This is a genomic window from Anaerococcus nagyae (assembly GCF_040364225.1).
In the GTDB taxonomy this organism is placed as follows: domain Bacteria; phylum Bacillota; class Clostridia; order Tissierellales; family Peptoniphilaceae; genus Anaerococcus; species Anaerococcus nagyae.
Genome location: NZ_AP031484.1, coordinates 927419 through 940136, shown reverse-complemented (window position 1 = coordinate 940136; position 12718 = coordinate 927419). Strand labels below are relative to the sequence as shown.

Sequence of the window (12718 nt, the reverse complement as noted above, 5' to 3'; positions counted from 1 at the left end):
ATTATGACCTCACGAGAAGTAAAATTAGGTAAGATGTTCTTATCCGTAGATGGAAAAAAATTAAACATTGGTGATAAAGCGCCAAACTTTAAAGCTATAAATAATGACTTATCAGAATATAACTTTTATTTAGAAGGGGATGAAAAGGTAAAAATAATTTCTGCATTGCCTTCAGTAGATACATCTGTTTGTGAATTACAAACTTATTTATTAACTAAAGAAGAAAAAGACTTTCCAGACAATTTGTTAGTTTTGAGCATATCAAATGATTTACCTTTTGCTCAAAATAGATTTATTAAAGATAAAAATATTCAGAAAATAAAATTTGTTTCAGATTACTTATATAATGAGTTTGCAAAATCTTATTCACTTTATATTAATGAGATAAAATTAATTAATAGAGCTATATTTGTTATTGATAAAAACAATATAATTAGATATATAGAATATCTTGACCAAAATACTGATTTACCAAATATTGACAAAGCTTTGGAAGTAGCCAAATCATTAATTTAAAATAACCCCCTATAGTAAAAATTTTCTTATAAGGTGATCCCATAAAGTTGGACCTAATAGCAGAGCAAGCTTTAATACTAGCTCTGCTATTTCTTTGTTCTTTCCTACCCCTAGGGGTAGGAAACTTTTATGCTGCATTTCTCTTTCTAAATTCTATTGGACTTAAATAGTCTAATTTTTCTTTTATTCTTTCTTCGTTGTAATATCTTATGAAATCTTCAATTGTTTGTTTTAAGTGTTCATATGAGTAGAATTTATTTCCGTAGTATACTTCTTGTTTTAATATTCCAAAGAAATTTTCCATTGGTGAGTTGTCCAAGCAGTTTCCTTTTCTAGACATGGATTGGATTATGCCATTAGATTCTAGTTTTGATGTGTATTGTTTTATTTGGTATGCCCAGCCTTGATCTGAGTGAAATATTCTTTCTTCTTTGCTTTTGTTTGTTATTTTTATTGCTCTATCTAAGGCTTTTAGGATTGGTTCTAGTGTTGGTTGTTTTGATATTTCATAGCTTAATATTTCACTGTTGTACATATCTAAGTATGGATTTAGATAGAGTTTCTTTATTTGATAATTGCCTGATTTATCTTTTTCACAATACTTAAATTCTGTTGTATCTGTTGTTATTTGGGTGTATGGTTTTTCCACTTTAAAGTTTCTCTTTATTTTATTATCTGCAATTTTTCCAACAGTTCCCTTATATGATGAGTATTTTCTTGTTTTTCTAGAAAAGTTCTTTACTTGTATTTTTAGCTTCTGGACTAATCTTTGTACTTTCTTTTTATTTATGCTTAGTCCTAATCTTCTTAACATTGCTGTTATTCTTCTGTATCCATAGTTTGGATTTTCTTTTCTGATTTCTAGGATTTTTGCTTCAATTTCTTTATCTTTGCTTGGCTTGTCTAGTCTTTTTTGCCAATACATGTAGGTTGATTTTGGAAAGTTAAAGTAGCTAAGTAAATCTTTAAGTTTGTATTTATTTCTTAAGATCTCGATTGTTCGAGCAATTGTCTTATTTCTGCATCTGTCATCTGAGATAATTCTATCTTTTTTTTTATTGCATCATTTTCTAGTTGAAGCCAATAGTTGTTTTCTTCTAACTTCTTTATTTTTTCTTTTAGTTGTGCTTCATTTAATGAATTATCTTCTTCAGTGGTTAATTGTGCTGATAATTCTATATTTATATCTTTTGATTTATCTGGTATTTTTGCCATTTTTGAAGGTCTTCCTCTCTTCTTAGGTTTAAGTCCTTCAATTCCTTTTTTTCTATATTCATTGACCCATTGAGTGATTATCGATGGATTATTGATTTTAAGATTGTTTGCTAGGCTTTGATAGGACATTTCTCCTGTTAAGTACAAGTTTACTACATTTAGTTTAAATTCTAAAGAGTAATTATTATTTCTTCTTGATACTTTTAGCCCATCATAGCCTTGGGTCTTGTATGCACTGACCCACGTTTGAATAGCACGCTTATTAGGTATATTATATTTTTTTGCTAATTCTCTGTATCCTATTTTCCCTTCAAGATATTCTTTTACTAGTTTCATCTTAAATTCTGTGCTGTATTTTGCCATTAAAACCTGCTAACAAAAGTCAAGGAGAAAAGCAAATTAATTTTACTTTTCTACTTGTTATTTTGAGTTTAAATTTGACCATACCAAATAAGCCGGCTATTGTCGGCCTGTTTTAATTATTGTATTCTTAATTCTATGCTGCTTTTAATACCTTCTTTTCTTGTTTTGATGCCATAACTTTTGCATAGTATATTCTTAAGAATTTATTTAATCCTGCAAATTTACAAATCTTCTTAGCCTTTCCATCTTTTTCTTTTTTTATCATATACAGATATATATCGTTTTCAGTATCTTTTGCGCTCATCATGCATTTCATAGCTTGATAACCTACTTTTCTTAGTATTGCATTGCCTCTTTTTGTTATTTTTCTCTGATCGGCTTTAAAATTCCCTGACTCATATGGTGGTGAATCTATTCCTACAAATGATATTAAACTTTTTTTGTTTTTAAATTTTGATAAGTCTCCAAATTCCGCTGTAATTTGCACTGCTAATTTATCTGATATTCCTGAGAATTTCTTTGCTTCTTGATATTCTTCTAAGGGCTCGGCAATTTCCATCATTTGTGATAAAATAGTGTGTAAAATTTGATTTATATGTTTTATCAATTCTATTCCTTCTTGTATGCTAGTCTTTATATATGAGCTATTAGAAGGTTGAGTTGAGATACTTTCCTCTGCGAGCTTGTATATGGATTTAGCTTTATCTGCATTAGGATGGTATCTCTTTTCTTTTGCCCAGTTTTTAAAATCTTCTATGAATTTTTCTTCTGGTTTTTCTAATACTAAATTTTTATGCCACCATATTTCTAAGAAATCCAATAGTTTATCTTTTGAAAAGTCTCCTGAAGCATGTGGAATTAATTTTTTTATTCCTGGAAATGTTTGGCTTATTGTTTGGTCTATGAAGTTCATTTGATTGATTCTTAGGTCCATATAGTGCTGATAGGATCTGTTTAATTTTTTTAGGACTCTGAAATTTTCTGAATCCACTTTATATTCTTGTAATTCCTTCCAGTACATTAAGCCATATTCTGCTATTTGTATGGCATCTATATTATCATTTTTTGCTTTTCTAAAGTTAAGTACTCGACAAAACTGTTTCATTTTCAAAGGGTTTACTACACTTACAAAGTATCCTTTATCTTTTAATTCATAGAGGATTGGAAGATGGTATTTCCCTGTTGCTTCCATGACTATTTTGACTTCTTCATTTAATGAATTTAGTTTTTTAAAAAATTCTTCTACTTTCGTTTTGTTAAGATGAACATCAAAAGGCTTCCGAACGATTTTGCTACCTTGTTCTAATGCACAGGCTGTAAACTTTTCTTTTGCTATGTCTATCCCTATAGATATCATATTATGACCTTCTTTCCTTTAATTTATAGTTCCTACCTGCACCATTACACTCATTTTAGCTCGTGACACGGACGTTTTGCCCAACCTGCTTAACCGAATTTGAATAATGAAGAGGTAGTTGACAGTTTTTATGACGGATATTTTAACCCTAAAACTGACTCGTCATACTACTTCTTAATTATACAAAAATAGTGCAAGATAGAAATAATTTCTTTCTTACACTATTTATGGTACTAAAAACTGACCTCCTTTAGTTAGTTTTTTTGGTCTAACTTTTGGGGGTCAGTTCAATCCCTCTATGAAGGTAGATCTCCTAATAGACGGGTCTTCTTCCCTCCTTGATAAGGAATCGGAAGTTGCCATAGAAGACTATATCCTATCAAAATCTCTTGAAAATAACAAGATCCTAAATAGGATAATATCCTTTCAGACAGTGGATGATTTTACAATCTTAACTATACTTAAAGACTGCAAAGATAAGGCAGAGATTAAGAAAATCTTTAGGTTTAAGGCCATGGGTTGGAATAGGGACGGACTTGTTTTTAGGGCCTATAGGGCACTTCTCGATAAGGATATGAAAAATAGCCTATCTATAGTTCTTACCGATGCAAATCCATCAGACCTAAAACCACTTATCACAGAAGGATTTAAACTAAATAAGCCCTACCAAGAAGAGGCGGGCCTTGAAGATACAATAGAAAATATCCACAAATTAAGAATTAAGGGCTTAAATATAGGGGCAATTTTAAACTCAGAAAAAATAGAAAATGCCAAGAAACTTTACAAGAATAATTTTATAAAAATAGATAAGGCATCTGCCATAGCAAATACCGCAGGTAAATTTATCAAAAAACAAATATCAGAAATAGAAAAATTCAGTTAAAAAGGTCTACTGCAAAATAACGAACAGCCATTACTATTATTAAAAAGCTAGCAATATAGGAAATATACTCGATCGAAAGACAAATTAATTTCTAATAATAATTATTAAGATTTAAAAGTGCTTAAAATGTTATTTGAATTCTCAAATCACACAGTACAATCTTATTTGTTACACAGCAGACCTTTAGGTTATTTATTAAGTTTTTATAATTTTAAAATTTATATTGTTTCACTCTCAATGTTATTGTAAACTGTAGTATGTTTCTCTAAATCTACGACTTGATCAAATAATTTCTTTTGTTCATCGCTGATTTTATGACTTATCATTATTAACATTATATCCATGTTAAGTAATATATCCATAACTGACCTTGCTGACTCATCATCTAAGCTTGATGTTATTTCGTCAGCAAATATTACTTTTTTATCTCTAGCAAGCGCCCTTATTATAGATATTTTCTGTCTTTGTCCTCCAGAAAAATTTTTACCATTTTCAGATAAAATATATTCACCTTTATATTCATCGATTCCTACTAGTTTTAATAGTTTATTAGCTGTTTGTTCATCTGTATTGATATTTCTTGCTAAACTTTCATTAAATAGAAATGTATTTTGATCTATGTATGATATAGATGTAAATACATTAAAATTGTCAATTTTTTTGCCATTAATTAAAACATCGCCTTCAATATTATTGATTTGACCTGTTAAAACTTTAATAAAGGTACTCTTTCCATACCCACTAGGTGCTTGAATTAAATATTTTTTACCAGCTTTAAAAATCATATCATCATATGCAATTTGTTTCGCACCAAAATATACTTTTATATTTTTACTCTCAATAGTTTTTATTTCTACAGATTTCTCTTTGACCTCAAGTTGTGGTAATATTTCTTTCTTTTTAAAAAATAGTGGTTTAGTATAGAAGTCTGTATATATCTCTTCAAATTCACTAAATCTATTTTCATATAAATCTAAACCTGACTTATAAAATGTTTTATCTGATACATACATAGAAATTGTCTCAGATAAGAAAGGAATTAATGATAGTGTAGAGAGCAAATAACCAGCTTTTACTTTTCCAGTTATGACGAAGTAAGATACTAAACTTAATGAAACTAATGTGAAAATATCTCCAGCTACAGTTAACACAGCGCTCATTAACCCTGCAAACTTATCTGCTTCTGTAATATCATCCGCAAACTTTTCGCCAGATTTTTGACTTTTAAGAGAAAAAAAATTAAAATTATTATTTTGAACTAATGATGTAAATCCAGACAATAGTTCTGTAATATTTTTTAAATAGCTTTCAGTTGTATCCTGTGATAGTGCTATATATTTAGATAGTTTTTTTTCAAATAATTTAGGCAATATATACATAAATAGCATCAACACCAAACCCAATATAAATAAAAAATAATGAATTCTAAGTAAAGAAATAAGTATCAAAACTATAATTGCCGCATCGAAAGTCATATTCAAAAATCTTACCATAGTCAAGTTGATTAGCTTAGATACATCATTTACGTAAGTAGAACCTCGTGCACCTATGGGTTTTTTATTAAAATCGCCAATACTTATTTTTTTATATTTTTCATCAACCCTAAAGTAAAATTGTCTCTTTAAGTAATATTCAATTATAGATCGCTGTCTTAAATTTAAATATTGTAATAAATCCTTAGCTAAATATATAGACAATATAATTAAAATAGATTTGTACAAATCTGAAATTTTATCTACTATAATTAAAGAAAGAGCGTTCATTAATAAGACATTAAGTAATGCATAAATAATAGAAAATAAAATGCCCAACTTAAAAGAATTGAATTTAAACATTTTCATATTTTACCTTTTATACATAAATTATGTTTATTAGTCATTTCATCAAATTTTAAAACTTCATCTATACCAACGATACCTTTATATTTGGAACATCTAGCTTGGCCATGTTTCAAATAAAATAAAGGACACGCCCCTCCTCCACAACCTGCATACATGTGACATCCTACACATTTTTCAGAAAATCGAGCTGCTTTCCAAATATTATTAAATTTATTAAATTCAATTTTTCCATCGTAATTTAATTTACCAACTATACTGAATTCATCATTCACATCAGTGCACCTTGCTACAGACATATCGGAATTTATAGAATAATGATTGTCCTTTATAGCATAGCAAAACGATGTATCCAAAGTTAAATAAGAAGATAATCTTGCAAATCTTATATTATAATTATACGCTATTTTCATTTCTTCTAAAACATCTCTATCAGTCACATCATGGCTTAAATCACTAAAATGAACTACAGGATGAAACATTGCTATAAACCTCTTATCATCAAAAAACTCTGAAATATCTTTATAATACCCCTCCATATTTCCAAGCATAATTTTTGATATATTACTTCTCAATATAATTTTATATTTATACCTTGTAGACTTAATATATTTTAAATTATTTATAATTTTATCAAAAGTGCCACTACCATTCTTTAATAACCTTTGTCTATCGTGGAGTTTGCTGCCTCCATCGATGGTAATTTGATATGTATTTACATAATTTACCAACCTATTAAAATTGTTCTCATTTAAATTATAACCATTTGTTACAACACTCGATGAATAATTAATATTATTTAAATTGCTAAAATTAATAATATCTTTAGATAAACTTTCAATAAAATCTATATTTAATAAAGGTTCTCCACCAAAGAAAATGATTATCAAATTTTTAAAATTATTTTCTTTATATTTCCTTATAATAAATTTTAATATAGCATTTTTTTCTTCCACGCCCATATTAATTACATCAAAATTTTCGTAACAATATGTACATCTAAAATTACAATCTTTTGTAATCTTGATTATGAGTTGAAGTGTATCATCTGACTTAAGCACATTTTTATGAATCATCTTTATTTCTTCAGTTTCATTTTCAGTTTTGAAAAATAATTTTTTCTCCAAAAAATCACTAATTTTTTTATTGCTTATAAAATCATTTGTATCTTTGAAATCACTATTTGGATATTTAATAAAGAAACCATTCTTACTATTAAAAAGTATTTTATATTCTCCATTATAACTATCTGTTACAAAAACATATTTTGATAATTCCATAAATCTCTCCTAATGAGATCATTTATATAACTAGTATTTAAAATGATCTTTTACATACTAACTCATATTTATTACAATATATGAATCATTGTGATCTACTATTTCTTCATCATTAAATTCAAATACTATTTCTTGCATTTTAACTCCTTATTTGATAAATAAATTTATTTAATTCAGTATACTAATTCAATTATACTTATAAATATTTTTTTGTCAAAATAATAATAATCAGTTTGATTTTATTCGGGTCTTTGACAGTTGAATAATAAAAGTTTTCGTGTAGGTGTTGATACGCCTATATTTTTTTGTTAAATTTTTAATTTTTATTTGAGTAATGTGACGTAATGTTTTATAATATTAATATGTACTTGGAGGAATATTATGCGAATAGCTATGTCTAAATCTACTAATACTACTAATTTTTATCTTGTAGATGATGTTAAGTTGGATAATGGGAAAAGAAAAACTATTACTATTGAAAAACTTGGTAATTCTCAATTTTTAGCTAAAAAATACGGTATTGATGATTTTTTTGATTTTCTTAAGGATTATGCTAAAGAGAAGACTATTGAGCTCAATGAAGGAAATCTGGATATTTCTTTTTCTCTTTCTAATTACAAGTTGATTGATAAGGATTCTTTCAATTCATTTAAAGGTGATTCCCTTTTTCTTCTAGATATTTATTACAAACTTAAGGTTGATGAGATTTGTGAAGATATTTCTAAGAGGCATAAATTTTCTTTTGATTTGAATGAGTGCCTAGCTTTTATGGTTTTTGATAGGGTTATTAATCCATCTAGTAAATTGTCTACTTTTGAGTCGACTTCTTCATATCTTTTAAGGCCTGAGTATGATATTCAGCATTTGTATAGAGCTTTGTCTGTCCTTGCATTGGAGTCTAAGACTATCTCTATTTGGATACAATTTAATGAATGAATTTAGTATTGATTATTTTATGATTTTGAACACCCTCTTGCTACATTCAGTAAAAGGCATAAAAACCTGCTAACAAAAGTCAAGTATAAAAGCTATTTTTTAACTTTTCTGCTTGTTATTTAGAGTTTAAATTTTAGCATAGCAAACAAGCCAGTTACAATCGGCTTGTTCAACTATTGCATTCTTGATTCTAAGCTACTTTTAATACCTTCTTTTCTTGTTTTGATGCCATAACTTTTGCATAGTATATTCTTAAGAATTTATTTAATCCTGCAAATTTACAAATCTTCTTAGCCTTTCCATCTTTTTCTTTTTTTATCATATACAGATATATATCGTTTTCAGTATCTTTTGCGCTCATCATGCATTTCATAGCTTGATAACCTACTTTTCTTAGTATTGCATTGCCTCTTTTTGTTATTTTTCTCTGATCGGCTTTAAAATTCCCTGACTCATATGGTGGTGAATCTATTCCTACAAATGATATTAAACTTTTTTTGTTTTTAAATTTTGATAAGTCTCCAAATTCCGCTGTAATTTGCACTGCTAATTTATCTGATATTCCTGAGAATTTCTTTGCTTCTTGATATTCTTCTAAGGGCTCGGCAATTTCCATCATTTGTGATAAAATAGTGTGTAAAATTTGATTTATATGTTTTATCAATTCTATTCCTTCTTGTATGCTAGTCTTTATATATGAGCTATTAGAAGGTTGAGTTGAGATACTTTCCTCTGCGAGCTTGTATATGGATTTAGCTTTATCTGCATTAGGATGGTATCTCTTTTCTTTTGCCCAGTTTTTAAAATCTTCTATGAATTTTTCTTCTGGTTTTTCTAATACTAAATTTTTATGCCACCATATTTCTAAGAAATCCAATAGTTTATCTTTTGAAAAGTCTCCTGAAGCATGTGGAATTAATTTTTTTATTCCTGGAAATGTTTGGCTTATTGTTTGGTCTATGAAGTTCATTTGATTGATTCTTAGGTCCATATAGTGCTGATAGGATCTGTTTAATTTTTTTAGGACTCTGAAATTTTCTGAATCCACTTTATATTCTTGTAATTCCTTCCAGTACATTAAGCCATATTCTGCTATTTGTATGGCATCTATATTATCATTTTTTGCTTTTCTAAAGTTAAGTACTCGACAAAACTGTTTCATTTTCAAAGGGTTTACTACACTTACAAAGTATCCTTTATCTTTTAATTCATAGAGGATTGGAAGATGGTATTTCCCTGTTGCTTCCATGACTATTTTGACTTCTTCATTTAATGAATTTAGTTTTTTAAAAAATTCTTCTACTTTCGTTTTGTTAAGATGAACATCAAAAGGCTTCCGAACGATTTTGCTACCTTGTTCTAATGCACAGGCTGTAAACTTTTCTTTTGCTATGTCTATCCCTATAGATATCATATTATGACCTTCTTTCCTTTAATTTATAGTTCCTACCTGCACCATTACACTCATTTTAGCTCGTGACACGGACGTTTTGCCCAACCTGCTTAACCGAATTTGAATAATGAAGAGGTAGTTGACAGTTTTTATGACGGATATTTTAACCCTAAAACTGACTCGTCATACTACTTCTTAATTATACAAAAATAGTGCAAGATAGAAATAATTTCTTTCTTACACTATTTATGGTACTAAAAACTGACCTCCTTTAGTTAGTTTTTTTAGTCCAACTTTTGGGGGTCAGTACATTACTAAGGGGGCATTTTTTATTTTATAAACTCATTGTATTTTTCTCTATCATATACAACATCTAGTTCACCCACAAATGTAGTATATCTATCAGGATAGCAAAATCCTTCTTTGAATCTATATAATCCATCTTTTGAATCTAAGGAAAAAGTTCCACCAAAGTCAAAATATTCATATCCATTTTCTCTTGACCATTTAATTTCTTCCCATATCATATTGAAATTAGGCATTTTATTGCGCATCTGATTAGAGCTAGCTGCATATAAATAGTAAACCTTATTGTTATATGGAACTAATAACGAAGCCGATAAAGCTTTGTCTTCAAAATAGGAAGTGAATATCACTCCTCCCATATTATTGATTAATCTTTTAAAATACTCTTTAGGTCTATGGCCTATCCCTTGTCGATCTGCCATAATTTTAGTTAGTTCATAGAACATGTCAAGAGTTTTATCATTTGTTTCTTTTATGGTTTTGATCTCATTTCTATAAGACTTTCTTATATTTCTACGAGTAGCTGATGAAAAGCTTTCAAATAGCTCATCTTCACTCATTCCAGATATCGGCAATATCATATTATATCTTGGCTGAGTGAAAGAGTGAGGATTTTCACCAAAAGTTCTTACATCATATCCACGTTTTTTATACTCATAGATAGCTTTTTCATGAAACTTTAGCTCTGGATCAATTCTTAATAGAAATGCATCATATTTATCTTTTAATACTTCCGCTTCTTTTATAAGAGAATCAACTAAATCGTAATTAGTAAAATCACATACAGGCCCTCTTGGTGCATATAGAAAATATTTTCCATTTGGATTTTTAATTCCTATTACACTCATTGCCGCAATTATTTGTTTATTTTCTTCTATATATATATAATCACTAGTCCAATTTTCTTTAACCTTCGACCAGTTTGTATCCTGCATTGGTCTAGCATATTGATTATTTCTTACAAATTCATTATATCTATCTAAATCTTCTTTACTGTTTACTATTGGCATTGCCTCTCCCTAATCTATCAATCCTTGAAGTAGGGTCAATGTAGTAATCGCCCCTATCCCTTTCTTGCATGTTAGGACTTTTACATCTAAATCTTCTAAGTCCTCATAATTAACGTCACCTTTTATCTTACCATTTACTATAGAAGTTCCAACATCTATTATAGTTTGACCATCTTTGAAATAACTTTTATCGTAATAGTCAGCTCTTCCTATAGCGCTTATAAATATATGTGAATTTTTTATATAATCTATAGGATTTTTTGTTTCACTATTTATAACAGTTACCGTAGCGCCCTTATTCATTAGATAGGTAGATAATGGTAGACCTATAAGTTCAGTCCTATTGGCAATAACTATATTTTTTGATTTTAGATCTTCATTTTTTTCTAAATACTTTACTACTGATTTTGGTGTTGCTGGTAGATAATTGCTGTTTCCTGCCATAGCATGCCCCATGGATTTATATGTAAAAGCATCTACATCTTTTAATTTTATATTTTCTTTTAAATAAGAAATTCCATCAAACTTGTCAAATGGCAACAATATAATAAATCCATCTTTATTATTACAGGAATTTGTGTATGCAATTATATCTTCTTTACTAGCATATAAATCAAATTCCTTATAAAAATATCCTATTTCAAATTCCCTACAGCGTTTTATAATATAATCTCTATAATATAATTCTTCTTCTGAAGGATTCATAGCTAATATATGAAGATTATTTTCTATAGTAGATGTACTTAGCTCAGTAATTAATTCTTTTTTAATATCATTAGTATTTAAAATTTTCATTATTTACCTTTACCTATGTCCTTAAAATTTAGAATATAATTCTCTTACTTCTTCAAGTTTACCACAGGACATTTTCCCTTCAGGACATGGTCCATTTATACAATTAGGTCCAGCGTTTTTAAAAAGCGTTGGATATACCTTCTTGCATATTTTTACCATTTCAAAAGCCATATTTCTTATTTCCCACTGAGCTCTATTACAACATCTTAATGAAAAAAAGTGCATTAGAGATCTTGTATTCATGGTAAATACTATTTTTGTCTCACAAGCATTGGGAAACACGTATCTAGCATCTTCTATAGCAAGCTTTTCAGCTTTTCTCCTAGCTTCTTTTTCTGCAATACCCTCTTTAATAAAAGAATTATAATTTTTATTAAATAAAACATCAGTAATCTGGCTATAGTTTTTTTGATCCTCTTGCATTGCTTTAATAAAGACTTCTTTAGCTTCTTCATTTTCCTCTATAGAAGGTGGTATTATGTATTCAAAATTATTTATCTTAACATAACGTTGAGATTGTTGCGAATAAGATGCTAATCTATGCCTAACTAACTGATGACTAAGTGACCTAGATATACCTTCGGCAGCAAAGGTAAAACTTGCATGCTCTATAGGTGATTCGTGCCCTAAATTATTTAACATATTTATGTATTTTTGAATAGCCTCTTTACTTAAATTTTTGTCTATTTCATCAACACCAACAGACGAATAACACAATTTACCTGCACTCGCTATAGTTTCTTCTGCGTTTGGTGTATAGTTTATCAATTTGATTTTCATTATATAAATCCTTTATATTGTTTAGCTAACGACTTATCTTTCTTTT

At 28.5% G+C, this 12718-nt stretch carries 12 protein-coding genes; 3 read left to right on the top strand and 9 right to left on the bottom strand.

What is annotated here, in order from left to right:
• The first annotated feature begins 3 nt into the window (after positions 1-3).
• Positions 4-516 carry a thiol peroxidase gene (gene tpx / locus ABXG81_RS04550; protein ID WP_117522205.1) on the top strand — a complete coding sequence of 171 codons (513 nt, stop codon included), beginning with the start codon at positions 4-6 and terminating at the stop codon, positions 514-516.
• A gap of 127 nt (positions 517-643) precedes the next feature.
• Here the strand turns inward: tpx and ABXG81_RS04545 are convergent, their stop codons facing one another.
• The 3 genes from ABXG81_RS04545 to ABXG81_RS04535 form a co-directional block, all read right to left on the bottom strand.
• Positions 644-1507, bottom strand: coding sequence for an IS3 family transposase (locus ABXG81_RS04545; RefSeq protein ID WP_245949677.1), 864 nt, complete (start codon positions 1505-1507; stop codon positions 644-646).
• Positions 1501-2094 carry a transposase gene (locus tag ABXG81_RS04540; protein WP_316116691.1) on the bottom strand — a complete coding sequence of 198 codons (594 nt, stop codon included), beginning with the start codon at positions 2092-2094 and terminating at the stop codon, positions 1501-1503. Before ABXG81_RS04540 ends, ABXG81_RS04545 begins: the two co-directional genes overlap by 7 nt.
• Before the next feature lie 133 nt (positions 2095-2227).
• Positions 2228-3451, bottom strand: a complete 1224-nt coding sequence (locus tag ABXG81_RS04535; protein WP_353528906.1) for an IS110 family transposase — start codon at positions 3449-3451, stop codon at positions 2228-2230.
• Positions 3452-3749: 298 nt separating this feature from the next.
• On the opposite strand from ABXG81_RS04535, the gene ABXG81_RS04530 reads away from it, so the two are divergent.
• Positions 3750-4334 (top strand): hypothetical protein, encoded by a 585-nt coding sequence (locus ABXG81_RS04530; protein ID WP_353529226.1) that lies wholly within the window; start codon positions 3750-3752, stop codon positions 4332-4334.
• Positions 4335-4552: 218 nt separating this feature from the next.
• On the opposite strand, the gene ABXG81_RS04525 is transcribed toward ABXG81_RS04530, so the two are convergent.
• Together ABXG81_RS04525 and ABXG81_RS04520 are read right to left on the bottom strand one after the other, a co-directional pair.
• Positions 4553-6175 (bottom strand): ABC transporter ATP-binding protein, encoded by a 1623-nt coding sequence (locus ABXG81_RS04525; protein ID WP_316116643.1) that lies wholly within the window; start codon positions 6173-6175, stop codon positions 4553-4555.
• Entirely contained in the window at positions 6172-7452 is a 1281-nt protein-coding gene (locus tag ABXG81_RS04520) for a radical SAM protein (RefSeq protein WP_316116641.1), read from the bottom strand. Before ABXG81_RS04520 ends, ABXG81_RS04525 begins: the two co-directional genes overlap by 4 nt.
• Positions 7453-7833: 381 nt before the next feature.
• Here ABXG81_RS04520 and ABXG81_RS04515 point away from each other — a divergent pair, with 381 nt between their 5' ends.
• The gene (locus ABXG81_RS04515; RefSeq protein WP_316116639.1) at positions 7834-8388 is read left to right on the top strand and encodes a hypothetical protein; all 555 of its coding nucleotides are present in this window, start codon (positions 7834-7836) and stop codon (positions 8386-8388) included.
• 190 nt (positions 8389-8578) lie between these two features.
• Here the strand turns inward: ABXG81_RS04515 and ABXG81_RS04510 are convergent, their stop codons facing one another.
• The 4 genes from ABXG81_RS04510 to thyX form a co-directional block, all read right to left on the bottom strand.
• Positions 8579-9802, bottom strand: coding sequence for an IS110 family transposase (locus ABXG81_RS04510; RefSeq protein WP_353528648.1), 1224 nt, complete (start codon positions 9800-9802; stop codon positions 8579-8581).
• A gap of 308 nt (positions 9803-10110) precedes the next feature.
• Positions 10111-11097, bottom strand: coding sequence for a peptidoglycan bridge formation glycyltransferase FemA/FemB family protein (locus ABXG81_RS04505; RefSeq protein WP_353529225.1), 987 nt, complete (start codon positions 11095-11097; stop codon positions 10111-10113).
• Between the two features lie 9 nt (positions 11098-11106).
• Entirely contained in the window at positions 11107-11892 is a 786-nt protein-coding gene (locus tag ABXG81_RS04500) for a bifunctional 5,10-methylenetetrahydrofolate dehydrogenase/5,10-methenyltetrahydrofolate cyclohydrolase (protein WP_209814502.1), read from the bottom strand.
• 21 nt (positions 11893-11913) lie between these two features.
• The gene (thyX, locus tag ABXG81_RS04495) at positions 11914-12672 is read right to left on the bottom strand and encodes an FAD-dependent thymidylate synthase (RefSeq protein WP_316116270.1); all 759 of its coding nucleotides are present in this window, start codon (positions 12670-12672) and stop codon (positions 11914-11916) included.
• Positions 12673-12718: the final 46 nt, after the last annotated feature.